30 protein-coding genes are annotated in these 25,810 nt (G+C 64.2%); 12 read left to right on the top strand and 18 right to left on the bottom strand.

All coding sequences use genetic code 11. The features are described 5' to 3' along the window. Positions 1-11: 11 nt before the first annotated feature. From AB4Y82_RS02680 to efp, 3 genes are all read right to left on the bottom strand, one after another. On the bottom strand, positions 12-266 hold the full coding sequence (locus tag AB4Y82_RS02680) for a YciI family protein (protein WP_441604317.1): 255 nt from the start codon (positions 264-266) through the stop codon (positions 12-14). 10 nt (positions 267-276) lie between these two features. Further along, positions 277-1,617, bottom strand: a complete 1,341-nt coding sequence (locus AB4Y82_RS02685; protein WP_441604318.1) for a TRZ/ATZ family hydrolase — start codon at positions 1,615-1,617, stop codon at positions 277-279. Positions 1,618-1,794: 177 nt separating this feature from the next. Further along, positions 1,795-2,364, bottom strand: coding sequence for an elongation factor P (efp, locus tag AB4Y82_RS02690; protein ID WP_441604319.1), 570 nt, complete (start codon positions 2,362-2,364; stop codon positions 1,795-1,797). Positions 2,365-2,445: 81 nt separating this feature from the next. On the opposite strand from efp, the gene epmB reads away from it, so the two are divergent. Continuing rightward, positions 2,446-3,456, top strand: a complete 1,011-nt coding sequence (gene epmB / locus AB4Y82_RS02695) for an EF-P beta-lysylation protein EpmB (protein ID WP_441604320.1) — start codon at positions 2,446-2,448, stop codon at positions 3,454-3,456. Between the two features lie 152 nt (positions 3,457-3,608). After that, a complete protein-coding gene (locus AB4Y82_RS02700; protein WP_441604321.1) occupies positions 3,609-5,651 on the top strand; it encodes an EAL domain-containing response regulator in 2,043 nt (680 codons plus the stop codon). Positions 5,652-6,316: 665 nt separating this feature from the next. On the opposite strand, the gene rplS is transcribed toward AB4Y82_RS02700, so the two are convergent. The 5 genes from rplS to ffh form a co-directional block, all read right to left on the bottom strand. Next, complete coding sequence (gene rplS, locus AB4Y82_RS02705) at positions 6,317-6,709, bottom strand: 50S ribosomal protein L19 (RefSeq protein WP_204635229.1); 393 nt, start codon at positions 6,707-6,709, stop codon at positions 6,317-6,319. Positions 6,710-6,736: 27 nt separating this feature from the next. After that, positions 6,737-7,504, bottom strand: coding sequence for a tRNA (guanosine(37)-N1)-methyltransferase TrmD (gene trmD, locus AB4Y82_RS02710; RefSeq protein ID WP_426271161.1), 768 nt, complete (start codon positions 7,502-7,504; stop codon positions 6,737-6,739). A gap of 33 nt (positions 7,505-7,537) precedes the next feature. Next, positions 7,538-8,053, bottom strand: coding sequence for a ribosome maturation factor RimM (rimM, locus tag AB4Y82_RS02715; protein ID WP_441604322.1), 516 nt, complete (start codon positions 8,051-8,053; stop codon positions 7,538-7,540). A 2-nt stretch (positions 8,054-8,055) separates the two neighbouring features. Continuing rightward, entirely contained in the window at positions 8,056-8,310 is a 255-nt protein-coding gene (gene rpsP / locus AB4Y82_RS02720) for a 30S ribosomal protein S16 (protein ID WP_109125566.1), read from the bottom strand. Positions 8,311-8,452: 142 nt separating this feature from the next. Continuing rightward, positions 8,453-9,835: a signal recognition particle protein gene (gene ffh, locus AB4Y82_RS02725; protein ID WP_441604323.1), complete on the bottom strand. Its 1,383-nt coding sequence runs from the start codon at positions 9,833-9,835 to the stop codon at positions 8,453-8,455. Positions 9,836-10,007: 172 nt separating this feature from the next. Here ffh and AB4Y82_RS02730 point away from each other — a divergent pair, with 172 nt between their 5' ends. The 3 genes from AB4Y82_RS02730 to AB4Y82_RS02740 are packed head-to-tail and all read left to right on the top strand — an operon-like array spanning position 10,008 to position 12,317. Further along, a complete protein-coding gene (locus AB4Y82_RS02730) occupies positions 10,008-10,826 on the top strand; it encodes a cytochrome C assembly family protein (RefSeq protein ID WP_441604324.1) in 819 nt (272 codons plus the stop codon). A gap of 10 nt (positions 10,827-10,836) precedes the next feature. Next, positions 10,837-11,697 (top strand): formyltetrahydrofolate deformylase, encoded by an 861-nt coding sequence (gene purU, locus AB4Y82_RS02735; RefSeq protein WP_441604325.1) that lies wholly within the window; start codon positions 10,837-10,839, stop codon positions 11,695-11,697. Positions 11,698-11,708: 11 nt separating this feature from the next. Continuing rightward, the gene (locus AB4Y82_RS02740) at positions 11,709-12,317 is read left to right on the top strand and encodes a glutathione S-transferase family protein (RefSeq protein ID WP_441604326.1); all 609 of its coding nucleotides are present in this window, start codon (positions 11,709-11,711) and stop codon (positions 12,315-12,317) included. Between the two features lie 43 nt (positions 12,318-12,360). Here AB4Y82_RS02740 and radA read toward each other — a convergent pair whose 3' ends face one another. The 9 genes from radA to AB4Y82_RS02785 all read right to left on the bottom strand — a co-directional run bounded on the left by radA (position 12,361) and on the right by AB4Y82_RS02785 (position 19,127). Then, a complete protein-coding gene (gene radA, locus AB4Y82_RS02745; protein WP_441611098.1) occupies positions 12,361-13,722 on the bottom strand; it encodes a DNA repair protein RadA in 1,362 nt (453 codons plus the stop codon). Between the two features lie 105 nt (positions 13,723-13,827). Next, a complete protein-coding gene (gene alr, locus AB4Y82_RS02750) occupies positions 13,828-14,916 on the bottom strand; it encodes an alanine racemase (protein ID WP_441604327.1) in 1,089 nt (362 codons plus the stop codon). 210 nt (positions 14,917-15,126) lie between these two features. Then, positions 15,127-15,342 carry a hypothetical protein gene (locus tag AB4Y82_RS02755; protein ID WP_441604328.1) on the bottom strand — a complete coding sequence of 72 codons (216 nt, stop codon included), beginning with the start codon at positions 15,340-15,342 and terminating at the stop codon, positions 15,127-15,129. Between the two features lie 10 nt (positions 15,343-15,352). Next, positions 15,353-15,505 (bottom strand): DUF3309 domain-containing protein, encoded by a 153-nt coding sequence (locus tag AB4Y82_RS02760; protein ID WP_121878546.1) that lies wholly within the window; start codon positions 15,503-15,505, stop codon positions 15,353-15,355. Between the two features lie 149 nt (positions 15,506-15,654). Next, positions 15,655-17,082: a replicative DNA helicase gene (locus AB4Y82_RS02765; protein ID WP_441604329.1), complete on the bottom strand. Its 1,428-nt coding sequence runs from the start codon at positions 17,080-17,082 to the stop codon at positions 15,655-15,657. 196 nt (positions 17,083-17,278) lie between these two features. Next, positions 17,279-17,728 (bottom strand): 50S ribosomal protein L9, encoded by a 450-nt coding sequence (gene rplI, locus AB4Y82_RS02770; protein WP_441604330.1) that lies wholly within the window; start codon positions 17,726-17,728, stop codon positions 17,279-17,281. 220 nt (positions 17,729-17,948) lie between these two features. Continuing rightward, positions 17,949-18,179, bottom strand: a complete 231-nt coding sequence (gene rpsR / locus AB4Y82_RS02775; RefSeq protein WP_017462785.1) for a 30S ribosomal protein S18 — start codon at positions 18,177-18,179, stop codon at positions 17,949-17,951. 14 nt (positions 18,180-18,193) lie between these two features. Further along, positions 18,194-18,631 carry a 30S ribosomal protein S6 gene (gene rpsF, locus AB4Y82_RS02780; RefSeq protein WP_046972958.1) on the bottom strand — a complete coding sequence of 146 codons (438 nt, stop codon included), beginning with the start codon at positions 18,629-18,631 and terminating at the stop codon, positions 18,194-18,196. Positions 18,632-18,800: 169 nt separating this feature from the next. Beyond that, on the bottom strand, positions 18,801-19,127 hold the full coding sequence (locus tag AB4Y82_RS02785) for a HesB/IscA family protein (RefSeq protein WP_441604331.1): 327 nt from the start codon (positions 19,125-19,127) through the stop codon (positions 18,801-18,803). A 134-nt stretch (positions 19,128-19,261) separates the two neighbouring features. Here AB4Y82_RS02785 and asnS point away from each other — a divergent pair, with 134 nt between their 5' ends. The 7 genes from asnS to AB4Y82_RS02820 all read left to right on the top strand — a co-directional run bounded on the left by asnS (position 19,262) and on the right by AB4Y82_RS02820 (position 25,426). Next, positions 19,262-20,677, top strand: coding sequence for an asparagine--tRNA ligase (gene asnS, locus AB4Y82_RS02790; RefSeq protein ID WP_441604332.1), 1,416 nt, complete (start codon positions 19,262-19,264; stop codon positions 20,675-20,677). A gap of 8 nt (positions 20,678-20,685) precedes the next feature. Next, on the top strand, positions 20,686-21,567 hold the full coding sequence (locus tag AB4Y82_RS02795) for a MalM family protein (RefSeq protein ID WP_441604333.1): 882 nt from the start codon (positions 20,686-20,688) through the stop codon (positions 21,565-21,567). Between the two features lie 38 nt (positions 21,568-21,605). After that, positions 21,606-21,920, top strand: coding sequence for a hypothetical protein (locus tag AB4Y82_RS02800; protein ID WP_441604334.1), 315 nt, complete (start codon positions 21,606-21,608; stop codon positions 21,918-21,920). A gap of 25 nt (positions 21,921-21,945) precedes the next feature. Next, a complete protein-coding gene (locus AB4Y82_RS02805) occupies positions 21,946-22,734 on the top strand; it encodes an SDR family oxidoreductase (RefSeq protein WP_441604335.1) in 789 nt (262 codons plus the stop codon). A gap of 142 nt (positions 22,735-22,876) precedes the next feature. Continuing rightward, a complete protein-coding gene (locus AB4Y82_RS02810; RefSeq protein WP_441604336.1) occupies positions 22,877-24,328 on the top strand; it encodes an aldehyde dehydrogenase in 1,452 nt (483 codons plus the stop codon). A 13-nt stretch (positions 24,329-24,341) separates the two neighbouring features. Further along, on the top strand, positions 24,342-25,010 hold the full coding sequence (gene can / locus AB4Y82_RS02815) for a carbonate dehydratase (RefSeq protein WP_441604337.1): 669 nt from the start codon (positions 24,342-24,344) through the stop codon (positions 25,008-25,010). After that, positions 25,007-25,426, top strand: coding sequence for a RidA family protein (locus tag AB4Y82_RS02820; RefSeq protein WP_441604338.1), 420 nt, complete (start codon positions 25,007-25,009; stop codon positions 25,424-25,426). Before can ends, AB4Y82_RS02820 begins: the two co-directional genes overlap by 4 nt. A 63-nt stretch (positions 25,427-25,489) precedes the next feature. Here the strand turns inward: AB4Y82_RS02820 and AB4Y82_RS02825 are convergent, their stop codons facing one another. Then, a complete protein-coding gene (locus AB4Y82_RS02825; protein WP_441604339.1) occupies positions 25,490-25,744 on the bottom strand; it encodes a hypothetical protein in 255 nt (84 codons plus the stop codon). Positions 25,745-25,810: the final 66 nt, after the last annotated feature.

The following is a 25,810-nucleotide window of genomic DNA, read 5'->3' on the forward strand; positions in this document are numbered from 1 at the left end:
GTGCGCGGAGCTTAGCGCGCGTTCCATTCGTAGACGGTGATGTCCCAGCCGCCACGGGTGTGGGCCGGGTCCTGGTGGACGATGGCCAGGGCCTCGTCCATATCGACTGCACGCACCAGATAGGCGCCGCCGGACTTGTCGCCGAAGGCACCCGTCATTTCCAGACGGCCGCCGGCGCGCAAGCCTTCAATGAAATCCTTGTGCGGCTGCACGATGGCCGGATCGAAATCCGCGCGTCGCATCATCATCACCAGATAGCGGTTCATCGCGCCCCTCTCAACCCGCATCGATCGCGGCGATGCGTTCGCGCCAGGCATGCGTCTTGGCGAGCACGGCGTCGGTGTCGATATCGGTGAGGATGCGGCCGGCCAGCTTGCGTACGCCGTTGATCCACACGTCGGTGACCTGATGGCGGCCGACGGCATAGGCGAGCTGCGAGGCGATGTGGAACAGCGGCTGCGTTTCCAGATCGGACAGACGAACAGCGGCCAGATCGGCCTGCTTGCCCGCTTCGATGGAACCGATGCGATCTTCCAGACCCATCGCGCGGGCGCCGTTGAGGGTGGCCGCACGCAGCGCATAGGCCGCATCGAAGGCCGCCGCATCGTTGGCCACGGCCTTGGCCAGGAACGCAGCCGTACGCATCTCGCCAAACATGTCCAGATCGTTATTGGAGGCGCAGCCGTCGGTGCCAATGGCGACATTCACGCCGGCCTGGCGCAGCTTCTCCGCCGGGCAGAAGCCCGAGGCGAGCTTGAGGTTCGATTCGGGGCAATGCACCACGGATACGCCCGCTGTTGCGCAAGCCTCGATTTCCGCGTCGTTGAGCTGGGTCATGTGCACGGCGATCAGGCGATCGTTGACCAGGCCCAGCTTCTGCAGTCGCTGGAACGGGCGCAGGCCACTCTTGGCCTTCTCTTCTTCCACTTCATGCGCGGTTTCATGCGTGTGCAGATGCACCTGGATGTCGAGTTGATCGGCCAGCACGCGGATGCGTTCAAAGCTTTCGTCCGACACGGTGTACGGCGCATGCGGCGCAAACGAGGTGCTCACCAGCGCATCGCCGCGGAAACTGTCGTGCACTTCGATGGCACGATCGAAATATTCGTCCTGCGTCTTCGCCCAGGCCGTAGGGAAATCGATCACCGGCAGACCAACCACGGCACGGAAACCCATGCGGCGATAAGTGGCGCCAATCACGTCCGGGAAGAAGTAGTTTTCGTTGGCGCAGGTGGTGCCGCCGCGAATCATCTCGGCCACCGCCAGTTCCACGCCATCGCGTACGAACTCCGGCCCGATCACCTGGCCTTCGACCGGCCAGATGTGCTTCTGCAGCCACACCATCAGCGGCAGATCGTCGGCGAGGCCGCGCAGCAGCGTCATCGGGTTGTGCGTATGGGTATTGATCAGACCCGGGATCAGCACGTGCTCGCCCAGCTCCACGCGCTCACGCGGTGCATAGGCGGCGCGCGCATCGGCAATCGGCAGCAAGGCCACGATGGCGCCTTGATCCACCGCCACAGCGTGATGTTCGAGCACCACGGCATGCGGTTCCACCGGCACGACCCAGCGCGCTTCGATCAACAGGTCGACGGTTTGCGGGGCGTTCTGGCTCATCCGGTGGCTCACTTTTCTTGTGTTGGATACGACATGGGGCGGATCACCTTGCGGTGGCCGCCCCATGATTGCCTGACTTCGTTACCGCTCAGGCTTCGTCATTATTCCCGCGCACCTGCCAAACAGGGACCGCAGGCATGACGTAATGGCAGGCCGCGCAAGGCGCGGGCCGATACGTCACTTGCCGACGCGGCTGACGTATTCGCCCGTGCGGGTGTCGACCTTGATCATTTCATCGGTGCCGACGAACAGCGGCACGCGGACCACCGCGCCGGTTTCCAAGGTGGCCGGCTTGCCGCCGCCGCCCGAGGTGTCGCCACGCACGCCCGGATCCGTCTCGGTGATCTTCAGTTCGACGAAGTTCGGCGCCTGCACGGAGATGATTTCGCCGTTGAACAGCGTCACCACGCACTCTTCCTCGCCCTTCAGCCACTTCACGGCATCGCCCATGCCAGCCTTGTTGGCCTGGTGCTGCTCGAAGGTTTCCTGCTGCATGAAGTGCCAGTACTCGCCGTCGGAATACAGGTACTGCATATCGGTGTCGACGACGTCGGCGACTTCGAAGCTGTCGCTGGACTTCATGGTCGATTCGCTGGTGCGGCCGTTCTTCAGGTTGCGGATGAAGATGCGGGTGAACGCCTGACCCTTGCCGGGCTTGATGAAATCGGCGTCGGTAATGACCCAGGGGTCATTGTTGTGAAGGATCTTCATTCCCTTCTTGACGTCGTTGAGACCGGCGGTGGCCATGCTGAACTCCAGATGTGACGCCGCCCGCAGGCAGCTAGAATAGGTGGTTTCCCGGGCACTGGGCCCGTTTCAAGACCCATTATGATAACCGCAAGCCATGCCGCCCGCCTATCTGTGCCCGGACCCGACTGGCGCACGCTGTGGCGCGAGGCCGTCACCGATCCGCAGGAATTGCTGGCCTTGGTAGGTCTGGAAGCGCTGGCCCACCGGTTGCCGGCAGACGATGCCGGCTTTGCCGTGCGCGTGCCGCGTGGCTTCGTGGCCCGCATGCGCCGTGGCGATCCGCTCGACCCCCTGCTGCTGCAGGTCCTGCCCCAGCTGGCTGAGCTGGACCAGGTGCCGGGGTTCGGCGTGGATGCGGTGGGCGACATGGCCGCCCGGTCTGCCCAGGGCGTGCTGCACAAATACGAAGGGCGCGCCTTGCTGATCGCCAGCGGCAGCTGCGCCATCAACTGCCGCTACTGTTTCCGTCGCCACTTCCCCTATGGCGACGAAATGGCCGCCGCCGGCCAGTGGCGCAAGGCGCTGGAGCACGTGCGCCAGGACAGTTCCATCAGCGAGCTGATCCTCTCCGGGGGCGACCCGCTGTCGCTGGCCACCACCAAGCTGGACGAGCTCACCCGCGGCCTGGCCGAGATTCCACACGTGACCCGCCTGCGTATCCACACCCGTCTGCCGGTGGTGCTGCCCGAGCGCGTCGACGAGGCCTTTGGCCGCTGGCTGGGCGAGCTGCCACTGCAGAAGGTGGTAGTGCTGCACGCCAATCACGCCAATGAGTTCGATGCGTCCGTTGATGCCGCCTGCGCCCGCCTGCGGGAGATGGGCGCCACCGTGCTCAACCAGTCGGTGCTACTGCGCGGCATCAACGACGACGCCGACACCCTGGCCGCCCTGTCCGAGCGGCTGTTCGCGGCGGGCGTGCTGCCCTATTACCTGCATCAGCTGGATCGCGTGCAGGGGTCGGCGCATTTCGAGGTCGACGATGCCCGGGCCCTCGCCCTGGTCGACGCCATTCGTCAACGCCTGCCGGGCTATCTCGTTCCCAAGCTGGTCCGCGAGGTGGGCGGCGAGGCATCGAAGCGGCCCCTGTAACAGAAGGCCGGCACAGTTGTGGGCCGCGTCACTCCCGGAACAATTCCGCTGGCAGTGACCGGAAGAATCCGTTACAACCACGGATGGCACGCGCCCTGCTGACACGGCAGGTATCAGCAGCAGCGGCGAACAACGGATAGCTCGACGAGCCCATGAAAACCGACCAGGTCATAAAGATACTTTTCATCGAAAAGTCAGTCGAAGACGCGGAACAGATCATCAGCCTGCTGCGCAACAGCGGCATCGCGGTTCGACCGGCACGCGCCACCAGCACCGAGCAGATCACCGCCGCCCTGGACGAGCTGGGCCCTGACATCGTCTTGTTCGACCCATCGGTGGGCACGCTGGAGCTGCGCGAGGTGTCGCGCATGCTCGATGCCCACGGCCGCGACCTCTCGCTGATCGCACTGGTCGGCCAAGTGGACAACGCCACCATCACCGAGCTGTTCGTCAACGGCGCCCGCAGCGTCGCGCTGCGTCCGCAGCCCAAGCAGCTGATGGCGGTGATCCAGCGCGAATTCGATGCGCTCAATGCGCGCCGCCAGCTGCGCCGCCTGGAAACCGCGCTGCGCGAATCCGAGCGCCGCTGCGATGCGCTGCTCGATTCGTCCACCGACGCCATCGCCTATGTGCACGAAGGCATGCACGTGCGCGCCAACCAGGCCTATCTGGACACCTTCGGCTATACCGAGTTCGATGACCTGCTCGGCCTGCCCGTGCTGGACATGATCAGCCCGAACGACGCCGACGAATTCAAGAACACCCTCAAGGGCCTGTCCAAGGGCGAGAAGGTCAACGGCGCCATCGAGCTGCAGGCGCGCCGCGCCGACGCCACCAGCTTCAAGGCGAGCGTGGAATTTGCGCACGCCATCTTCGAAGGCGAGCCCTGCCTGCAAGTGGTATTCCGCCGCCATATGGTGGACGCCAACGTCATCGAACAGCTGCAGCGCGATCCGGTCACCGGCCTGTTCAACCGCTCGCGCATGCTCGAATGCATCGACGAAGCGGTGGCCGCGGCCACCCAGGGCACCAAGGGCCAGTCGCTGCTGCTGATCGAGCCTGACAACTGGCAGAGCATCGTGGCAGGCGTCGGCCTGTCCAAGGCCGACGAGCTGCTGGCCGCCTTTGCCAATCGCGTGGAAGGCCAGCTCACCGCCCAGGACACCGCCGGCCTGTTGGCGGAACACACGGTCGGCGTGCTGCTGCATACCCGCAACGACGAAGGCATCAAGCAGTGGATTGCCGGCCTGCAGCAGGCCATCGCCGGGGGCATCTTCGACCTGGGCTCGCGCTCCATCACCATCACCGCCAGCATCGGCGGCAGCCTGCTGGGCGAGCGCAACGCCAATACCGAACTGCTGCTCAACCAGGCCAGCCAGGCCCTGCGCAACGCGCAGAGCCAGGGCGGCAATCGCAGCGACCTGCATGATCCGGCGGCCCGCGAAAAGGCCGACGAAGAGCGCGAGCGCTACTGGCTGGGCGTGATCGACCAGGCGCTTATTCAGAACGAATTCGTGCTGTACCACCAGCAGACGATCAGCCTGCAGGATGCCGAAGGCGAGTTCTCCGAAATCCTGCTGCGCCTCAATGGCCCGCAGGGCGAGGTACTCCCCGGCTTCTTCATGCCGATCGCCGAAAAACACAACCTCACCCCGGCGATCGATCGCTGGGTGCTGAACCAGGCGATCGAACATCTGCGCGCCCGCGATCGCATGGGCCAGCCGACGACGTTCTTCGTCAAGCTCACCTCCGGCTCGCTGGAAGACAAGGCGCTGCTTCCCTGGCTGGGCGAACGCCTCAAGCAGGCCGCGCTCAAGCATGGCCAGCTCGTGCTGGAAATGACCGAGAGCAAGGTGGTGACCGCCCTGCGCCCGGCGCAGGAATTCATCCAGGCCTGGCAGAAGTTGGGCGGCCAGTTCGCGCTCGAGCAGTTCGGCTCAGGCCTCAACTCGTTCCAGCTGCTCAACCACATCAATGCCGACTATCTGAAGATCGACCGCAGCTACATGGCCGACCTGCCGCAACAGCAGGAAAGCCAGAAAAAGGTGGCCGACATCTGCCGCCAGGCACGCGAGCTGAAAAAACAGACCATCGCCGAATGGGTGGAAGACGCCGCCAGCACCTCGCTGCTGTTCGCCTGCGGCGTGGACTTCGTGCAGGGCAACTTCCTGCAGGAACCCCAGCGGTTGGCTTGAGGGGACTCAGTCCCAGGGCGGCCTTTCAAAAAAGCTCGCCTGATGAAGTCACTCCGCGAGCACCCGCCCCTCACCACCGTAAAGGTGGCAATGCCCCAGCCCTCTCCCCCGAGGGAGAGGGGAAAAAACTGTGGGAGCGCACCCTGTGCGCGACAAACCTACGGAGCGATACATCCCAGCGTGCCTGTCGCGCACAGGGTGCGCTCCCACAGGTAAATCGCAAGGGTGACCTCGACGCGCTGACCAAAGCGACGCGTAGCGAGCCCCGCTTTAAGTCCTCAGCGATTCGGGCGCGTTGCGCAGCGCTTTGAACTACCCGCTGTGTACCCTCGGAGGTTGTCCCATGACGACGCGCCTCGAGCGTTCTGGTTTATCCCAACACGATGCTGCGGGCGTTATCAGGCCATTTTCTTTGGGTTACTTTTCTTTTGGGCCAGCAAAAGAAAAGTGACTCGGTCGGCGGCAGCCGATCGAAACGCCCGCCGCGTAGGCGGCACGCTGGCGGAGAGGCGACGACCAAACACCGAGGCTCTGGATCCCGGCCTGCGCCGGGATGACGAGCAGAAATCAGGTCTCTTCGGACGGCGGGCCAAAAAAGCCCAAACAAAAACCCCGCGGATCGCTCCGCGGGGTTTCGTCGAATCGAATCGAAAGAGGCGCCCGAATTACTCGGCAGCAGCCTTCTTCTTCGCAGCCTTGGCGGCCGACACAGCAGCCACGTCTTCCTTGATGCGGGCAGCCTTGCCTTCCAGGTTGCGCAGGTAGTACAGCTTGGCGCCACGCACCTTGCCCTTGCGCTTCACTTCCAGCGAGTCGATGGCCGGGCTGTGCGCCTGGAACACGCGCTCCACGCCCGTGCCGTGCGAGATCTTGCGCACGGTGAAGGCCGAATGCAGGCCGCGGCTGCGCTTGGCGATGACAACACCCTCGAACGCCTGAACGCGCTCGCGGTTGCCTTCCTTCACCTTCACGTTGACCACCACGGTGTCACCAGGGCCGAATTCCGGCAGCTGGCGGGTGATCTGCTCGGCTTCGAACTGTTCGATGATCTTGTTCATGGCAACACCTGTCTAATTTCTGCGCCCTTAATGGGCCGTATCGTCGTGCCGCGTCTGCTGAGCATGCTCGCGGCGGAATTCGTCCAACAGCGCTCGGGATTGTGCATCCAGCGCGCGCTGCGCCAAAAGATCGGGACGCCGCAACCAGGTCCGTCCCAGCGATTGCTTCAGGCGCCAGCGACGAATGGCCGCGTGGTCGCCGGAGAGCAATACGTCCGGCACGTCTCCCAGTGCGTCATGCACCGGCTTTGCATAGTGCGGGCAATCCAGCAGTCCGTCCGAAAACGAATCCTGCTGCGCCGACTGCGCGTCATTCAACGCACCGTCCTGCAAGCGGCCCACGGCATCGATGATCACCGCGGCGCCAAGCTCACCGCCGGACAGCACATAATCGCCGATAGAAAGCTCTTCGTCGACCTCGTGCGCCAGCAGACGCTCGTCCACACCTTCGTAACGCCCGCAGAGCAAGGCGATGCGCGGCAACTTGGCCAGCGCTTCCACCCTACCCTGCGTCAACCTCGCGCCCTGCGGGCTGAGGTAGATCACATGCACCGGTTCCGGTGCGGCCTCGCGCACTGCCTTCAAGGCATCGCGCAAAGGCTGAATCAGCATCACCATGCCGGGCCCGCCGCCACAGGTGCGGCCGTCCACGGTGCGGTAATTGTCGGTGGCGAAATCGCGCGGGTTCCAGGTTTCCACCTGTAGCAGCTCACGCTGCTGGGCCCGCCCCACCACGCCAACGGCAGCACACTGACGCATGAAGTCGGGAAACAACGTGACGACATCGATGCGCATGATCCTCAACCCTTGATGCAGCGCGTGGCGCGCTCAGAATTCAGGATCCCAGTCCACCACCATGCGCCCGTCGGACAAGTCCACCGAACGCACATAAGATCCCTGGATGAAAGGCACCAGCCGCTCGCGCGTACCGTCCTTCACTACCACGACGTCGTTGGCGCCGGTTGCGAACAAATGACTCACTCGCCCCAGTGCCACGCCTTCCGTGGTGACGACCTCGAGACCTTCGAGATCGACCCAGTAATACTCATCCTTGCCAGGAGGTGGCAGCAGCTCGCGGGAGACATAAATGTCCTGCCCGACCAACGCTGCCGCCGTATCCCGGTCGTCCACTCCGGGCAGCTGGGCTACCAGCCCTTTGCCCTGCGGACGACCCTTCACTCCTGCGATCTCCGTTTCCGCACCCGGCGCCGAACTCAGCAGCCAAGGTTGGTAAGTGAAGATCTTCGTGCGGGGCTCAGTCCAGGATTCGATCTTGAGCCAGCCCTGCACGCCGTACAGCCCGACGATGCGTCCCACCAGGACGCGCCGACCGGCTGCCGTCATACTCAGGCAGCCTGCTGCTTGCCGGCTTCCTTGACGAGGGCGGCGACCTTGTCGGTCAGCTGCGCACCCTTGCCCACCCACTCCTGCACGCGGGCAACGTTCAGCTCAAGGCGCTTGTCCTTGCCCGAAGCAACGGGGTTGTAGAAACCGACGTTCTCAATGCTGCGGCCGTCGCGCTTGTTGCGCTGATCGGTGACAACGATGTGGTAGAACGGACGGCCCTTGGCGCCGCCGCGCGAAAGACGAATCTTGACCATAAGTAAAAGCTCCAGAGTTGCCGGGATGCCGGCAGCACGCACTCAGCGGTGCGCGGTGAACGCGGCATTTTAATGAATTTTGAGGAAAAAGGAAGAGCTGGCAGGCAAATTCGGCCAGATTGACTGGCCGGACCGTTCAGTCTCAGCGCATCGGGGGCAAACCACCGCCCATGCCGCCCATGCCCTTCATGGCGCCACGCATCTGGCGCAACAGGCCCTTGCTGCCGCCCTTGGACAGCTTGGACATCATTTTTTCCATCTGCATGTACTGCTTGAGCAGACGGTTGACGTCGGCCGGCTGCGTGCCCGAGCCGCGCGCCACGCGGGCACGGCGCGAACCATTCAACAGATCCGGATGACGGCGTTCTTTCTTGGTCATCGACTGGATGATCGCGACCATGCGCTTGATCTCGCCGTCGTTGACCTTGGATTTGACGCTATCGGGCAGGCCCGATACGCCCGGCAGCTTGTCCATCAGGCCGGCCAGGCCGCCCATATTGGACATCTGCTCGAGCTGGTCGCGCATGTCGTTGAGATCGAAGCGCTTGCCCTTGATCACCTTCTCGGCGAGCTTCTGCGCCTTTTCCTGGTCGACCTTGCGCTCCACTTCCTCGACCAGCGACAGCACGTCGCCCATGCCCAGGATGCGCTGCGCGACGCGGTCGGGATGGAACGGTTCCAGCGCATCGGTCTTCTCGCCCGCGCCAAGGAACTTGATCGGACGACCGGTGACATAGCGTACCGAGAGGGCCGCACCGCCACGGGCGTCACCGTCGGTCTTGGTGAGCACCACGCCGGTGAGCGGCAGCGCCTCGGCAAACGCCTTGGCGGTGGTGGCCGCGTCCTGGCCGGTCATGGAGTCGACCACGAACAGCGTCTCGACCGGCGTGATCGCGGCGTGCAACGCCTTGATCTCGGCCATCATCGCCTCGTCCACATGCAGGCGGCCGGCGGTGTCGACCAGCAGCACGTCGACCACTTCGCGGCGGGCCGCAGCGATGGCGGCCTTGGCAATATCAACGGGATTCTGGCCGGCCTCGGACGGGAAGAACTTCACGCCGACCTGCTCGGCCAGCGTGCGCAGCTGCTCGATGGCGGCCGGACGATAGACGTCGCAGCTCACCACCATCACCTTCTTCTTTTTGCGCTCGGTGAGGAAACGCGCGAGCTTGGCCACCGTGGTGGTCTTACCCGCACCCTGCAGGCCCGCCATCAGCACGACGGCCGGCGGCTGCTGGGCAAGATTGAGCTCTGCATTGGCAGTGCCCATCACTGCCGTCAGCTCGTCGCTGACCACCTTCACCAGCGCCTGGCCCGGCGACAGGCTCTTCATCACTTCCTGGCCGACGGCACGCACCTTCACGCGCTCGATCAAGGCCTGCACCACCGGCAGGGCGACGTCGGCCTCCAGCAACGCAATGCGCACTTCACGCATCGACTCGCGGATGTTTTCCTCGGTCAGGCGGCCACGGCCGCGCAAGCGGTTGACGGTGGTGGAGAGGCGTTGGCTGAGGGACTCGAACATGGTCAGGCCGGTGGGCGGAAAAGGTCGATTATAGCGGGATGGCAACCGCTGGTGCGGGCGTGGGGCGGGCCCGTTCAAATTGGGACGAGGGATGGCCGATCGCACGTCCCCAAACCATGCGGACGGCGCCCCGTCACAACGACGTGCCCCCTCTACCCACCCCCAAGGCCCCATGCCACACTCGCCCGCTATGGCCGCCACCGTCCTTTTTGCCCTGCTCGCCATCGTGCTCTACCTCACCGCAGCGACGGCTTTGGCCCGGCCGCTGCTCGGAGGTGGGCAACCATTGAACCGCTCCGCGCTGCTGCTGGCTGGCAGTGCCGTGCTGCTCCACGCCGGCACCCTGCTGGGCGCCCATCGCGGCGCGCTCGACCTGCATTTCTTTTCCGCGCTGTCGCTGGTCGCCTGCGTGGTCTCGGCCTTCACCCTGGTGGTGAATATCTGGCGACCGGTGGCCGCGCTCGGCGTGATCGTATTTCCGCTCACCGCCTTGCTGCTGGGGCTGGACATCTTTGCCGCTCCTGTCACGGCGCCGCTGCCGCTGGAATGGCAGATCAAGCTGCATGTCACGGTGGCGCTGCTGGCTTTCAGCGTGCTGTCCATCGCCGCGGCGCTGGCCATCCTGCTCGCCGTGCAGGAGCGCGCGCTGCGCCATCGCCAGGTGGGCACCTGGATGCGCGCGCTGCCACCGCTGACGCTGACCGAGACGCTGCTGTTCCGGCTGATCGGCGCCGGTTTCCTGCTGCTCACGCTCACCTTGCTCACCGGCATCCTGTTCGTGGACAACCTGTTCGGCCAGCACTTGATCCACAAGACGGTGCTGTCGATCATCGCGTGGCTGGTGTTCGGCACCCTGCTCATCGGCCGCTGGCGGCATGGCTGGCGCGGCCGTAGCGCGGTCAATCTCACCCTGGTGGGCATGGGTGTGCTGCTGCTTGCCTTCTTCGGCACCAAGGCGGTGCTGGAACTGATTCTTCATCGGACGCCATGAAGCGCATGCCATGATCATTCCCGGCCAGTTCGTCCTGACACTCTCCTGTCCTGACCGTGCTGGCATCGTGGCGGCAGTGTCGAACCATCTGGCCGCAAACGGCGGCAACATCATCGAAGCACAGCAATTCGGCGATGCCGAGACGGGCCGCTTCTTCATGCGCCTGGTGTTCGAAGACGCCGAACGCGACCTCGACGCGCTGAAGCCGGGTTTCGAGGGATTCGCCCAGCAACTGGGCATGCAATGGATGCTGCGCAATCGTGCGCAACGTCGGCGCGTGTTGCTGCTGGTGTCCAAGTTCGACCACTGCCTGGCCGATATCCTCTATCGCTGGCGGATCGGCGAGCTACCGATGGATATCGCCGGCGTCATTGCCAACCATCCGCGCGAAACCTATCGCCATTTGGATCTCGACGGAATTCCTTTCCACTACCTGCCGGTGGACCGTGACAGCCGCGCCGACCAGGAAGGCGCACTGGCCGCACTGATCGAGCAATCGCAGGCGGATCTGGTGGTGCTCGCGCGCTACATGCAGATTTTGTCGCGCGAGCTGGTGCAAACACTCGCTGGCCGCTGCATCAACATCCATCACTCGTTCCTGCCCGGCTTCAAGGGCGCCCGTCCGTATCACCAGGCGTACCGCCGCGGCGTCAAGCTGATTGGCGCCACCGCGCATTTCGTCACGGCCGAGCTGGACGAAGGCCCGATCATCGAGCAGGACATCGAACGGGTCACCCACGCCGATACGCCGGAAGATCTCATTCGCATCGGCCGTGACATCGAGCGCCGCGTGCTCGCGCGCACGCTGCGGCTGTATCTGGACGACCGCGTCTTGCTCAACGGCAGCAAGACCGTCGTCTTTCATTCCTGACGGAGGTGTTCGTGGAACTGATCGGCATGCTCGATTCACCGTACGTGCGCCGCACTGCCATTTCGCTGCGGCTGCTGGGCATCCCCTTCACGCATCGCTCGATGTCGGTGTTCCGGCATTTCGATGAGTTCCAGCAGATCAATCCGCTGGTGAAAGCGCCCACGCTGGTGCTGGACGATGGCTGCATGCTTACCGAGTCGGGCCTGATCATCGACTGGGCCCAGGCGCAAAGCGATCGCGTCGCATTGATGCCGACGAATGCAGCCGACCGGCAACGCGCACTGCGCCTCACCGGTATCGCGCTCGCCGCCAGCGAAAAAGCCGTGCAGATCGTCTACGAGGACAAGCGCGATCCGGACAAACGCGACGAAGGCTGGATCAAGCGCGTCAAAGGGCAATTGCATGCGGCCCACGATTTGCTGGAACGCGAACTGAGTGGTGTCGACGGCTGGATCTTTGGAAGCGAACCAGGCCAGGCCGATGTGACCATCGCCGTTGCCTGGGGCTTCACGCAATTGGTGGCAGCCGATGTGATCGATGCGAAGGCTTATCCGCAGTTGGCGGCGTTTTCAGCGCGCGCTGAACTGCACCCGGATTTTGCGGCGCTGCCGCCTGTGTAAGGCGGCAGATCTCCTGTGGGAGCGCACCCTGTGCGCGACAAGCCTACGAAGCGATACACCCAGGCGTGGCTGTCGCGCACAGGGTGCGCGACTTCTTCGGCGCATTCGCCTTCGGCACGATGGCCTTCTGAAACCCATGATGCGCTGCTTCCTTCAAGCGCTCATCGCCATTGGGCACCGGCCGGATCTCTCCGGACAAACCCACCTCGCCGAACGCGACGGTCTTCTCCGGTAACGGTCGATCGCGCAGTGACGAGAGCACGGCCAGCAGCACCGGCAAATCGGCAGCGGTTTCCTGCACGCGGATGCCGCCGACCACGTTGACGAAGACGTCCTGATCATACGCCGCCACGCCGCCGTGGCGATGCAATACCGCCAGCAACATGGCGAGACGGTTTTGCTCCAGGCCCAGCGCAACGCGGCGCGGATTGCCCAGCGAGGACTGGTCCACCAGCGCCTGCACTTCGACCAGCAAGGGACGCGTGCCTTCGCGCGTCACCATCACAGCGCTGCCCGAGGTCGGGCCGCTGTGGGCAGAGAGGAAAATCGCCGACGGATTGGGTACTTCGCGCAAGCCTTTTTCCGACATCGCGAACACACCCAGCTCGTTCACCGCACCGAAGCGGTTCTTGAAGGCGCGCAGCACGCGGAAGCGGCTGCCGGATTCGCCTTCGAAATAAAGCACGGCATCCACCATGTGTTCGAGCACGCGAGGACCGGCGATGCCGCCCTCTTTCGTCACGTGTCCGACCAGGAATACCGATGTGCCGGTTTCCTTGGCGAAGCGCGTGAGCTTGGCCGCCGATTCGCGTACCTGGCTGACGGAACCGGGCGCCGCGGTGAGCAGTTCCGTCCAGATCGTCTGGATGGAGTCGATCACCAGCACGCGCGGGCGGGTGCTCAGGGCCTGTTCGATGATCCGCTCGATACAGGTTTCCGCCAGCGCATGCAGCGGCGCCAGCGGGAGATCGAGTCGCTGCGCACGAGAGGCGACCTGGCCGAGTGATTCCTCACCCGTCACGTAGACGCTGGGAATCCGCGCGCCCAGCGTCCCCAGCATCTGCAACAGCAAGGTCGATTTGCCGATGCCCGGATCGCCGCCGATCAGCACGACTGAACCATCCACCAGGCCACCGCCCAATACGCGGTCCAGCTCGCCAATGCCGGTGAGCGTGCGCATTTCCGCATCCAGCGCCACCGCCGTCAGCGGCGTCACCTTGGGCGAACCGGCCGCCGCGCCTGCGTAGCCGGTGGTGCTGCGCGCGGCGCCGGCGGATTTCACGGCAGGATGCACCACAATTTCGCTCAGCGTATTCCACACGCCGCAGTCCACGCACTGGCCCTGCCATTTGGAATGCTCCGCCCCGCAGTCGGTGCAGACATAGGCGGTCTTGGCTTTGGCCATGCTTGGATTCCTGATCGGAGGTGCGGGCGAATGACCCAGCTTAGCGGGCCGGCATCGCATACCGCGAGACATTCGGTCTGCGTGGATTGAGCGCCTTGCGCCCGCTCAGGCTTCGTCTTCCACGAACAACACGCGCTTGGTCATGCCGCAGGTGAGGTCATAGGAGATCGTGCCCGCTTGTGCGGCGATGATTTCCACCGGCAGCTCCGGACCCCACAGCGTCACGCGGTCGCCCACTTTGGCGTGCGGCGCGTCGCGCAGATCCAGGGTGATCAGGTCCATCGATACGCGACCGATCAAGGGCACCTGGCGATCGCCCACCCGCACCGGCGTACCGGCCACCGCACTGCGTGGATAACCGTCGCCGTATCCCACTGCGGCCACACCCACGGGCATGTCTTCGGGGCAGGTCCAGGTGCCGTTGTAGCCGATGTGCTCGCCTTTGCCGATGCGATTGATCGCGATCAGCCGCGTGCTCAGCGTCATGGCCGGACGGAAGCCGAAATCGGCGCCGGTTTTGCCATCCACGACGGAAAGGCCATAGAGCAGGCCGCCGGTACGCACCCAGTCGCCGCGCGCTTCGGTCCAGCCCAGCACTGCTGCGGAATTGGACAAGGAGCGCGGCCCGCTCAACCCGCGGGTGGCGTCATTGAAACGACGGATTTGCGCGGGCGTTTCGATGCCGTCGAACACTTCCGATTCGGCGAAGTGAGTCAGCAGGCCGATCTCCGGATCGATGCCGGGCATGGCGGCCAGCTGTGCGTGGACGAAGGCGACGGTTTCCGGCGCAAAGCCCAGGCGATGCATGCCGCTGTCCACTTTCAGCCAGACGCGCAGCGGACCACGCGATGGCGAAGCTTCCTTCAGCCAGCGCAATTGTTCTTCGTGATGGATCGCGGCATCGAGATTCAGGCGCTGCATCTCGGCGATGTCGCTGGCGTGATCCGGACCGGAGAGCACCACGATGCGCTGGCGATGTCCTGCCGCGCGAAGGCGCAAACCATCACCCAGGGCCGCTACCGCAAAGGCATCCGCCTCGCCATCGAGCGCACGCGCGACGCGCTCCAGGCCATGCCCGTACGCATCCGCCTTGACCACCGCCATGACCTTGGCCGGCGCGGACATCTGCTTGATGCGGGCGAGGTTGTGGCGCAAGGCGCCCAGATGGATGGTGGCGACGGTAGTGCGACTCATGCCTGGCTTTGCGCCCGACCGGGCACGGTGAGGAGTGGGAAAAGTTGGGCCGGAGGGCCTGGAGCAGGACTGGAAGCTTACCAGTCCTGTCCGGCCATCCGGCCCGATGCGCCCAACCTAGCCTGCCGGTCCGGCACTCCCGGGGCGCCCCCGTGGCAATCCCCGGGCAACGGCTACCCTCACCAGTAGCCACACCACCCAACATGGTGTTCAGTGATTGTCGCGCGACTGGCAACGCTCCACGGCGACACGACGTGCCTTGTCGTACTCGTGCTGGGTCATCGCACCGGATGCCAGCGCATCCTGCAGGTCGGTCATCTGCTTGCCGCAGGTCTCGTTGTTCTGCACTACGCGAGTGCTGCTGCCACAGCCGGCGAGTGCCAGCGATGCGGCGACGAGAAGCGCAGGAATGATGATTCGGTTCATGGCATCGCCCTCACAAGACGCCCAGGACCAGGAGCACGATCAGGATGATCACGATCAACCCCAGTCCGCCGCTCGGGCCATAACCCCATCCGCGGCTATACGGCCAGGTCGGCAGCGCGCCAAGCAGAAGCAACACGACGATGAGTAGGAGGATAAGCGACATGTGTTGTGCCTCGTCCGGGAAACCGGTGACGAGGTTGCACCGCAGGATGTGAATCCGGCACGGGATTCATGTGCACTGGATGCATATGCCGGGGACGGTACAGGTGCCGTTCCTTTAACGAAACGGGACCTGTACGTCGGACGAGGCGCTTATTCGAATGCGCCTACGAAAGAATCGGGCGCGTAATTCTCGAACTTGGTGTAGTGACCGAGGAAGGTCAGCTTCACCGTGTCGGTGGGGCCGTTACGCTGCTTGCCGATGATGATTTCGGCCAGTCCGCGGTCGGGCGATTCCTTGTTGTAGTACTCGTCGCGGTAGATGAACATGATCACGTCCGCGTCCTGCTCGATAGCGCCTGATTCGCGCAGGTCGGACATCATCGGACGCTTGTCGGCACGCTGTTCCAGCGAGCGGTTCAACTGCGACAGGGCAATCACCGGGCAATTGAGTTCCTTGGCGAGACCCTTGAGCGAGCGCGAGATTTCCGAGATCTCGGTCGCGCGGTTTTCCTTCATGCCCGGCACCTGCATCAGCTGCAGGTAGTCGATCACGATCAGTCCGAGGCCGCCGTGCTCGCGATGCAGTCGGCGCGAACGCGAACGCAGCTCGACCGGCGAGAGACCGGGCGTGTCATCGATGAAGATCTTCGCTTCGGACAGCAAGGCAATCGCATTGGTGACGCGCGGCCAGTCTTCCTCGGCCAGGTCGCCATTGCGCAGGTGCTGCGCGTGGATGCGGCCGACCGAGGAAATCATACGGAAGGCCAACTGCGAGGCCGACATTTCCATCGAGAAGATGGCCACGGCCTTCTTGCCGCGCATCGCCGCCGCTTCGGCGATATTCACCGAGAATGCCGTCTTGCCCATCGAAGGGCGCGCCGCGACGATGATCAAGTCGGACGGCTGCAAACCCGAGGTGAGTTCGTCCAGATCCGAAAAGCCGGTGGAGATGCCGGTGAGCTGGCCCTTGTTCTCGAAGCGTTCGGAGAGGATGCGGAAGGCGTCCTTCACGGCCTCGCGCATCGACACGGTGTCTTTCTTGCCGCGCGCACCGGACTCGGCGATCTTGAAGACGGCCTGCTCGGCGCGCTCCAGCACCTCCTGCACGCCCATGCCATCGGGCTGGTAGCCGTCCTCGGTGATGCCGGTGCCGGCGTCGATCAGCTGGCGCAACACCGACTTCTCGCGCACGATTTCCGCGTAGGCGGCAATGTTCGCCGCACTCGGCGTGGTGTTGGCCAGTTCGATCAGGTAGGCGGCGCCACCGACCATGTCGGCCAGGCCGTTGGCCTCGAACCAGTCGCCCAGGGTCACCGCGTCGCACGGCATGCCCTTGCCCGCCAGCTCGGTGATGGCGCGCCAGATCAGGCGATGGTCCTTGCGGTAGAAATCCTGCTCGGCGAGGCGGTCGGCCACCTTGTCCAGCGAATCGGGCGACAGCATGAGGCCGCCCAGCACCGCTTGTTCCGCGTCGATCGAATTCGGCGGTACGCGCAGTGCATCGATGCTGGACAAAGGTTTGCGCTCGGAACGACCGCGGCGCTCGGGGCGGTCGGAACGATCGGAAACGAAGGACATCGAGATTCCTCGCAGCGGTTAGCTGCATTGCCGGCGGCGTGCTGGGTACAGAGCATACGCGGCGCCATCTCAGGCGACGAGACAATAACTCTGTGGATAAGCTGTGGTTCGTTGTGGATAAGCCGCTTACCAAACCCCGAAAAGCAGACGGGCGCCTTGAAGGCGCCCGTCTGGGACTTGCAAGCGACGGGGCGACTTACTTCTCGCCGACCACGATCACCTTGACCTGAGTCTGCACGTCGGCATGCAGAGCGATCACCACCTCGAACTCGCCGGTGTGGCGGATCGGGCCCTCGCCCTGGATCACTTCGCCCTTGTGCACGTCATGACCGGCGGCCGCGAGGGCCTCGGAGATTTCGCGCGGACCGACCGAGCCGTACAGCTTGCCTTCCGGACTGGCGTTGGCGGTGATGGTCACCGACACGCCTTCCAGCTTGGCCTTGCGGCCTTCGGCGCCGGACAGCTGCGAGGCAGCCTTGGCTTCGTACTCGGCGCGGCGCTTCTCGAAAGCTTCGAGGTTGGCGGCGTTGACCGGCACGGCCTTGCCCTGCGGCAGCAGGTAGTTACGGCCATAACCCGGCTTCACGCTGACCTTGTCGCCAAGGTTGCCGAGGTTGCGGACTTTTTCGAGAAGAATCAGTTCCATGGGTATTCCTTTTCGTTAGCACCGGTGTGGCCCGGCGCAGCCTGGACGGTTGTCCGAAGAGTCTTTCACTCCTTCTCCCCTGCGGGGAGAAGGCTGGGATGAGGGGCCAATCTTGCGGCATGGCTAAATCGAAGCGAGCTTCGTAGCAGCTATATCGCGAGCACCCGCCCCTCATATCAGTCCTCTCCCCGGAGGGGAGAGGAAGTTAAAAGCGCACGACTTAGACGTCGTGGTTATCCGTGTACGGCAGCAGAGCCAGGAAGCGGGCGCGCTTGATAGCGGTCGCCAGCTGACGCTGGTAGCGAGCCTTGGTGCCGGTGATGCGGCTGGGAACGATCTTGCCGTTCTCGGTCACGTACTGGCGCAGGGTGTTGAGATCCTTGTAGTCGATCTCTTTGACTTTTTCGGCCGTGAAGCGGCAGAACTTGCGGCGGCGGAAGAACTTAGACATGTCTTGGCTCCTGATCAGTCGTCGCTGTCGCGATCGTTGTCGCGGTCTTCGCGGTCACGGCGTGCCGGACGCTCGTCACCGTCGCTATCGTCATCGCGGCGACGCGAGGACTTGGCGTCATCCTTTTCCTTGGACTTCAGGATGAAGGACTGCTCGGTATCGGCTTCGTCACGGCGAACCACCAGGTGGCGCAGCACGGCGTCGTTGAAGCGGAAGCCCGACTCGAGCTCGTTCAGCGCGTTCTGGCTCACTTCGATGTTGAGCATGACGTAGTGAGCCTTGGCCAGGTTCACGATGGGATACGCCAGCTGACGGCGGCCCCAGTCTTCCAGGCGGTGGATCTTGCCGCCGTCGGTCTCGATCAGCGCCTTGTAGCGCTCGATCATCGCCGGAACCTGTTCGCTCTGGTCAGGGTGGACCAGAAACACGACTTCGTAATGTCGCAGGGACATCGTGTGGTAACTCCTTGTGGATGCGGCCCTTTCAGGCCTGGCAGCCTCCCGCACTATGCGGTGAGGCAAGGTTCCATCCATGCCTTGACGGCCTGGACAGAAGCGGAAGTGTAAGGGATTTCAGGGGTTTGGGGCAAGCAGATGACGATCTGCCTGCGCGCGCAGTGTCTCAGCCGACGGTGAAACTCTCGCCGCAACCGCATTCGCCGGTTGCGTTGGGGTTGTGAAAGACGAAGCTCGCGTTGAGGCCCTGGCGCTGGAAGTCGATTACGGTGCCGTCGATCAGGGGCATGCTCTTGCCGTCGACGATGAGCTTCACGCCGTCTACCTCGACCATCTCATCGCCCTCACCCACCACTTGAGCCAGGTCGACCACGTAACCGAAGCCGGAGCAGCCGGTCTTCTTCACGCCAAAGCGCACACCCGCGGCACTGGGCGTGCCGGCAAGGAAGGAGCGCATGCGTTCGCTGGCGGCGGGCGTGATGGTGATGGTCATGGGCGTTGCGACTACCGGAAGGGGAGATTGTCCGAAATCAGACGTTAAGGGTCGAACCTGAACGATCCGTAGATTATCATGCAAGGTTCGTCTTACGTGCCGATATGCCGGCACTCAGCAGGAGTTTCAATCCAATGACGGCGGTTAGCCCGATTCTATCGAGCGTGAAGCAGGCTCTTTCCGGCAGCATCGCTGCCGGCAGCACCGTGACCGTGCGCGGCTGGGTCCGCACCCGGCGCGATTCCAAAGCGGGCCTCTCGTTCGTCAATGTGAGCGACGGCTCCTGCTTCGACCCCATCCAGGCCGTGGTCACCAGCGAAGTGTCCAACTACGAGAGCGAGGTGAAGCACCTCACCGCCGGCGCGGGCGTGATCGTCACCGGCACCCTGGTCGCTTCGCAGGGCAAGGGCCAGAGCTTCGAGATCCAGGCGACGGACGTCATCGTCACCGGTTTCGTCGACGATCCGGAAACCTACCCGATCCAGCCCAAGCAGCACTCGATGGAATTCCTGCGCGAAGTGGCGCACCTGCGCCCGCGCACCAACCTGTTCGGCGCCGTGACCCGCGTGCGCCACACGATGATGACGGCGATCCACCGCTGGCTCACCGAGCAGGGCTTCTTCTGGATTAATACGCCGATCATCACCACCTCCGACGCGGAAGGTGCGGGCGACATGTTCCGCCTGTCCACGCTGGACCTGGCCAACCTGCCGCGCACGCCGGATGGCAAGATCGATTTCCGCAAGGATTTCTTCGGCCGCGAAGCGTTCCTGACCGTGTCCGGCCAGCTCAACGTCGAGGCTTACTGCCTGGCGATGAGCAAGGTGTACACCTTCGGCCCGACCTTCCGCGCCGAGAACTCCAACACGCCGCGCCACCTGGCCGAGTTCTGGATGGTGGAGCCGGAAATCGCCTTCGCCGACCTCAACGCCAACGCCGACTGCGCCGAGGGTTTCCTCAAGGCCATCTTCAAGGCCGTGCTGGATGAGCGTCAGGACGACATGGCGTTCTTCGCCGAGCGCGTGCAGCCCGATGCGATCAGCCGTCTGGAAGCCTTTATTGCCGAACCGTTCGAACGCATCGATTACACCGAGGCGGTGGAAATCCTGAAGAAGTCCGGGCAGAAATTCGAATTCCCGGTCGCCTGGGGCATCGACCTGCAGACCGAGCACGAGCGCTATCTCGCCGAGAAGCACGTCGGTCGCCCGGTGGTGGTGATGAACTACCCCGAGCAGATCAAGGCGTTCTACATGCGCCTCAACGACGACGGCAAGACCGTCGCCGCGATGGACGTGCTGGCCCCGGGCATCGGCGAGATCATCGGCGGTGCGCAGCGCGAAGAGCGCCTGGATTACCTTGACCGCCGCATGACGCAATTCGGTCTCGATCCGGCCACCTACGGCTGGTACCGTGATCTGCGCCGCTATGGCACGGTGCCGCACGCTGGCTTTGGCCTGGGCTTCGAGCGCCTGCTGGTATACGTGTGCGGCCTGTCCAATATCCGCGATGCCATTCCCTTCCCGCGTGCGGCGGGTACAGCCGAATTTTGAGATCCCTCATGCGTTATCGACTGATCACTGCCACCGCCCTGTTCGCGCTCACCGTGCTGGCGAGCGGCTGCCATAGCGTGAAAGCGCTGGTGCCGCCCAATCTGCGCCCGCCCGAAAATGGCAACGGCAGCCTGGATCAGGCGAAGCAAGCCCTGCAGCAGGCCACGCCCTGCTGCACGACCTTTGCCGACTTCTCCTACCAGGACGCCCTGCCCTGGCAGCCCAAGAAGTTCGCGCTGGGACCGGGCAGCATGGTGGCCAACCTCAATGGGGACCGCAGCTACTTCCTGAGTTTCAGCCTGCCGCGCGAATCGCAGCTGCCGTACCGCGTGGCGGTGAAGTCAGAATTGAACGGCCGCTGGCTGCGCGCCAGCTATCTGTTTGCGCCGACGCTGGTGGTGCTGGACGAAGCGTTCCAGCCGATCGACAGCAAGGACGTGAGCCTGTGCGAACACATGGGCTGGACGGACGCCACCACCGGCGCGTTCGGCAGCGTGGACATCACCGACAAGCGTGCGCGCTATCTGGTGCTGTACAGCTCGGCCAAGCAGCAATCGGGCAGCACCTACTGGGAGCAGTCGCCGGCAGCATTCTCGGCGGAGGCACCGGTGAAGATGGCGGCGGCCGGCACCTTCAAAGTGCCGCACGGGCCCGACGGCACCGTGTGGATCGGCATGATGGACAAGACTTACCAGGACGCCGTGAACAACGCGATCTGCGCCAAGCCCGAACAGGGCAACGGCGTGCTGAGCACGCTGCGCGAGGCACTTCCGCTGCCCGGCATCGGCAGCGACAGCAAGAAGTCCGAGGCGCCCAAGGCTCCTGCGACGTCGAGCGGCTCCAACAACACTGACGCTACGTCGGCAACCAATAACTCGACCAACGGCTGAGTTCGGGTCGGCCCACCATCACCCACCACGGACTCGGCATGCTTCCGCTTTATCTCTCGCTCCTTTCCGCCGGCGTCATCTGCTTCCTGCTGCATTTCAGCTCGCAGTATCTGATCGCCTCGCTGCTGCGCCGCCGTCATCCGAACGAGTGGAAGATCATCGCCGAAGCCGACGGCAAGCCCACCAACGCCGTGCGCACGTGGATGCGTCTGCAGCTCGCGCTGCGCTCGCCGGTGCTGCCGGCGCTGGAAGACAACGGCATCACGCGCTGGCGCCTGGTCTGGCGCTACAGTCTGTGGGCCGCGTGGCTGTGCTGGTTCGCCGCCCTCGCTGTGCAATGGACCGCGCGATAACCCTCACTCCCAAGAGGAGCATTCCATGCAGCTGGATTTGAGTGGACGACATGCTCTGGTGTGTGGCGCCTCGCAAGGCATCGGGCGCGCCAGCGCGGTGGAACTCGCCGAGCTGGGCGCCAGCGTCACCCTGCTCTCGCGCTCAGCCGATGCGCTGAAGGCCGCGACGGATGCATTGCCGCGCAAACACGGCCAACAGCATCGCTGGTTTGCGGTGGATATGACGCAGACCGATGCATTGCGCGACGCGCTGGCGGATATCGTGGCCGCCCAGCCGATCGAAATCCTGATCAACAACACCGGCGGCCCACCGGGCGGCCCGGCGCACAGCGCTACCGCCGAGGCCTTCGAGAACGCCTTCCGCCAGCACCTGCTGGCAGGCCAGACGCTGGTGCAGGCGCTGCTGCCGGGCATGCGGGCCAGCGGCTACGGCCGCATCGTCAACGTCATTTCCACCTCGGTGAAGGAACCGATCGTGGGCTTGGGCGTGTCCAATACCGTGCGCGCCGCGGTGGCGGGCTGGGCCAAGACATTGGCCGGCGAGCTGGCCGTCGACGGCATCACCGTCAACAACGTGCTGCCGGGCTATACCCGCACGGCACGCCTGGACGAGGTGCTTGCCGGGCGCGTGCGCAGCAGCGGCAACAGCGAAGACGAGGTGGCCCAGGGCATGCTCGCCACGGTGCCTGCGCGCCGATTCGGTGAAGCTTCGGAAGTGGCGGCAGTAATCGCCTTCCTGTGCACGCCGGCTGCGGGGTACGTCAATGGCGTGAGCATTGCCGTGGATGGTGGACGTACCCGTTCGCTGAGTTGATCGCGGACCCAACCCTGTGGGAGCGCACCCTGTGCGCGACGGCTACGCCGTGTCGCACAGGGTGCGCTCCCACATTCACATTGAATCGGGCATACGCCAGCGTCCGGTGCAATCGGAGCCCGCAGGTCTTAAGCTTGCGCAGATGCCTACCCTGCGCCTCGCCAACCTGATCGACGGCCGCCTTCAGGCGCCGCGACATGATCGCTGGCTGGACGTGTACGAACCGGCCACCGGCCAGGTTTTCGCCCACTGTCCCGACTCCACCGCCGAAGACGTTGCCGACGCCGTGGCCGCCGCCGCGCGCGCCGCGCCCGAGTGGGCGGCAACGCCCGCCGAGCAGCGCGCCAGCCTTATGCATCGGCTGGCCGATCTGATCGAAGCGCGCATGGACGAATTCGTGGCGCTGGAATCGCGCGACAGCGGCAAGCCGCTGAGCCAAGCGCGCAAGCTCGATATTCCTCGTGCGATCTCCAACCTGCGTTTCTTCGCCGCCGCCATCATCAGTTGGGGCAGTGAGTCGCATGCGATGGAAGCCGGTGCGATCAACTACACGCTCCGCCAGCCGTTGGGCGTGGTCGGCTGCATCAGTCCGTGGAACCTGCCGCTGTATCTGTTCAGCTGGAAGATCGCCCCGGCGCTTGCGGCCGGCAATACGGTCGTGGCCAAGCCCTCGGAGATCACGCCCTGCACCGCTGCCTTGCTTGGTGAGCTGAGCATCGAGGCGGGCTTTCCGCCTGGCGTATTCAACATCGTGCAAGGCCGCGGACCGACCGTGGGCCAGGCCATGGTTGAGCACCGGTCGGTCAAGGCCGTGTCCTTCACCGGCAGCACGCGCACCGGCGCGCAGATTGCCGCCGTGGCCGCGCCGCAATTCAAGAAGGTATCGCTGGAGCTTGGCGGCAAGAATCCCGCCGTGGTGTTCGAAGACGCCGACCTCAGCGACGCCAATCTCGACACCATCGTGCGCTCGGGCTTCGCCAATCAGGGCGAGATCTGCCTCTGCGGCTCGCGTCTGCTGGTGCAACGTTCCATCTACGACACCTTCCGCGAGCGCTACCTGGCACGCGTTCAGGCGCTGCGGGTGGGCGATCCGAACGAAAGCGCCAGCGATCTTGGCGCACTGGTCTCGCGCGAACACTTCGACAAGGTGATGGGCTGCATCGCCACGGCTCGCGAAGAAGGCGGCCGCATTCTCTGTGGCGGCGAGTCGGTGACCGTGGATGGCCGCTGCGCCGACGGCTGGTTCGTCGCACCGACCGTCATCGAAGGCCTGGGCAATGGCGCCACCACCAACCAGCAGGAAATTTTCGGACCCGTCGTCACCCTGATTCCGTTCGAGGACGAAGCCGAAGCGCTCGCCATCGCCAACGGCACCGGTTACGGCCTGGCCGCCTCGGTGTGGACGCGCAACCTGTCGCGCGCACATCGCTTCGGCGCCCAACTGGATTTTGGCATCGTGTGGACCAACTGCTGGCTGCTGCGCGATCTGCGCACGCCCTTTGGCGGCACCAAACAATCGGGCCTCGGTCGCGAGGGCGGCGCCGAAGCGCTGCGCTTCTTCACCGAGCCCAAGAACATCTGTATTCGTTATTGATGAGAGCGCCATCGTGAAAAGTCCCCTGCAGAATCTACTCGACAGCAACCGTCACTGGTCCGCTGCCATGGTCGAACAGGACCCGCGCTTCTTCGAACGCCTCGCCCAGCAGCAGGCGCCGAAGTATCTGTGGATCGGTTGCTCCGACTCGCGCGTGCCAGCCACGCAGATCGTGGATCTGCCGCCGGGCGATATCTTCGTGCAGCGAAATGTCGCCAACGTGGTGTCGCATACCGATCTCAATTGCCTGAGCACCATCCAGTTCGCCGTCGACGTGCTCAAGGTCGAGCACATCCTGGTGGTGGGCCATTACGGTTGCGGTGGCGTGCAGGCGGTCCTCGACGATCGCCGCCTGGGCCTGGTCGACAACTGGCTTCGCCATGTCGGCGATGTCGCGCAAAAGCACAAGCAGCTGCTCACCTCGATCGACCTGATGAATCTGCGCAATGCTCGCCTGTGCGAACTCAACGCGATGGAACAGGTGGTCAACGTCTGCCACACCACCATGGTGATGGATGCCTGGGAGCGCGGGCAGAAGCTCTCCGTGCACGCGTGGTGTTACAGCCTGTTCGATGGACACGTCAACGATCTGGGCATGCATGTGAGTTCGCGCGAAGGACTGAGGCCCGCCTACGAGCACGCCATGCAGCGCCTGGGCACGATTCCCGAGTTCAATCGATGAGCAACGTCGTCCGCACCGATCAGGCCCCGGCGCCGGTGGGCGCGTATCCGCATGCGCGGCGAGTCGGCGATCTGTTGTTTCTCTCCGGCGTCGGCCCGCGCACGCCCGGCAGCAATGCGATTCCCGGCAATGTGTATGACGCTGCCGGCAAGCTGGTGGACTACGACATCGAAGCGCAATGCCGGCAGGTGTTCGCCAATGTGCGCGCCGTGCTCGAAGCAAGCGGCGCGCGCTGGGAAGACCTGGTGGACGTGACGGTGTTTCTTACCGACATGGGGCGTGATTTTCCCGCGTACAACAAGCTTTATGCGGAATACTTCGCGGGCGTCGACGCTTGTCGCACGACGCTGGGCATCACGGCACTGCCCACGCCGATAGCCATTGAATTGAAGTGCATCGCTGCACCGAAGGCCTGAGGCAGCGCACACAAAAAAAGCCCCGGCATGCGAATGCCGGGGCTTTCCTTTTACAAGAGCCGCTTAGTGACTGGCTTCAGTCTGCGGCAGCGTGGACTTGGCCGTGCGCTTGGCGGACTTGCTGCCCTTGGGCTTGGGCTGGCCGTTGTTGGTGGACTTGCTCTTCTTGTGCTTGTGTGACGACGAGCTGGCGGGCGCTGGTGTGGCCGAAGCCGACTTGGCGGCGGGCGCAGGCTGCGGGGCTGCGTCCTGAGCCAACAGGGAACCGGTGAAAGCCATGCCTGCCAGCAGCAGGGAAGCGATCGCGAACTTGCGCATGTGTGTGAGCCTCGACGTAATGAGCCTGATGTTCGTGCCGCGCACCGATCGGAATGGGCCGATCCG

This window comes from Dyella sp. 2YAF14 (assembly GCF_052114725.1).
GTDB lineage: Bacteria > Pseudomonadota > Gammaproteobacteria > Xanthomonadales > Rhodanobacteraceae > Dyella.

Coding starts and splice junctions, on each gene's coding strand:
- rpsF (WP_046972958.1), bottom strand. CDS start 18,631: ATGTCCCTGCGACATTACGAAGTCGTGTTTCTGGTCCACCCTGACCAG.
- AB4Y82_RS02795 (WP_441604333.1), top strand. CDS start 20,686: ATGCGTTATCGACTGATCACTGCCACCGCCCTGTTCGCGCTCACCGTG.
- AB4Y82_RS02810 (WP_441604336.1), top strand. CDS start 22,877: ATGCCTACCCTGCGCCTCGCCAACCTGATCGACGGCCGCCTTCAGGCG.
- AB4Y82_RS02785 (WP_441604331.1), bottom strand. CDS start 19,127: ATGACCATCACCATCACGCCCGCCGCCAGCGAACGCATGCGCTCCTTC.
- rpsP (WP_109125566.1), bottom strand. CDS start 8,310: ATGGTCAAGATTCGTCTTTCGCGCGGCGGCGCCAAGGGCCGTCCGTTC.
- AB4Y82_RS02680 (WP_441604317.1), bottom strand. CDS start 266: ATGAACCGCTATCTGGTGATGATGATGCGACGCGCGGATTTCGATCCG.
- efp (WP_441604319.1), bottom strand. CDS start 2,364: ATGGCCACCGCCGGTCTCAACGACGTCAAGAAGGGAATGAAGATCCTT.
- AB4Y82_RS02805 (WP_441604335.1), top strand. CDS start 21,946: ATGCAGCTGGATTTGAGTGGACGACATGCTCTGGTGTGTGGCGCCTCG.
- AB4Y82_RS02700 (WP_441604321.1), top strand. CDS start 3,609: ATGAAAACCGACCAGGTCATAAAGATACTTTTCATCGAAAAGTCAGTC.
- epmB (WP_441604320.1), top strand. CDS start 2,446: ATGATAACCGCAAGCCATGCCGCCCGCCTATCTGTGCCCGGACCCGAC.
- AB4Y82_RS02820 (WP_441604338.1), top strand. CDS start 25,007: ATGAGCAACGTCGTCCGCACCGATCAGGCCCCGGCGCCGGTGGGCGCG.
- AB4Y82_RS02760 (WP_121878546.1), bottom strand. CDS start 15,505: ATGTCGCTTATCCTCCTACTCATCGTCGTGTTGCTTCTGCTTGGCGCG.
- trmD (WP_426271161.1), bottom strand. CDS start 7,504: ATGCGCATCGATGTCGTCACGTTGTTTCCCGACTTCATGCGTCAGTGT.
- AB4Y82_RS02730 (WP_441604324.1), top strand. CDS start 10,008: ATGCCACACTCGCCCGCTATGGCCGCCACCGTCCTTTTTGCCCTGCTC.
- rplS (WP_204635229.1), bottom strand. CDS start 6,709: ATGAACAAGATCATCGAACAGTTCGAAGCCGAGCAGATCACCCGCCAG.
- ffh (WP_441604323.1), bottom strand. CDS start 9,835: ATGTTCGAGTCCCTCAGCCAACGCCTCTCCACCACCGTCAACCGCTTG.
- purU (WP_441604325.1), top strand. CDS start 10,837: ATGATCATTCCCGGCCAGTTCGTCCTGACACTCTCCTGTCCTGACCGT.
- rimM (WP_441604322.1), bottom strand. CDS start 8,053: ATGACGGCAGCCGGTCGGCGCGTCCTGGTGGGACGCATCGTCGGGCTG.
- alr (WP_441604327.1), bottom strand. CDS start 14,916: ATGAGTCGCACTACCGTCGCCACCATCCATCTGGGCGCCTTGCGCCAC.
- asnS (WP_441604332.1), top strand. CDS start 19,262: ATGACGGCGGTTAGCCCGATTCTATCGAGCGTGAAGCAGGCTCTTTCC.
- AB4Y82_RS02800 (WP_441604334.1), top strand. CDS start 21,606: ATGCTTCCGCTTTATCTCTCGCTCCTTTCCGCCGGCGTCATCTGCTTC.
- AB4Y82_RS02765 (WP_441604329.1), bottom strand. CDS start 17,082: ATGTCCTTCGTTTCCGATCGTTCCGACCGCCCCGAGCGCCGCGGTCGT.
- AB4Y82_RS02755 (WP_441604328.1), bottom strand. CDS start 15,342: ATGAACCGAATCATCATTCCTGCGCTTCTCGTCGCCGCATCGCTGGCA.
- rpsR (WP_017462785.1), bottom strand. CDS start 18,179: ATGTCTAAGTTCTTCCGCCGCCGCAAGTTCTGCCGCTTCACGGCCGAA.
- AB4Y82_RS02685 (WP_441604318.1), bottom strand. CDS start 1,617: ATGAGCCAGAACGCCCCGCAAACCGTCGACCTGTTGATCGAAGCGCGC.
- rplI (WP_441604330.1), bottom strand. CDS start 17,728: ATGGAACTGATTCTTCTCGAAAAAGTCCGCAACCTCGGCAACCTTGGC.
- AB4Y82_RS02825 (WP_441604339.1), bottom strand. CDS start 25,744: ATGCGCAAGTTCGCGATCGCTTCCCTGCTGCTGGCAGGCATGGCTTTC.
- radA (WP_441611098.1), bottom strand. CDS start 13,722: ATGGCCAAAGCCAAGACCGCCTATGTCTGCACCGACTGCGGGGCGGAG.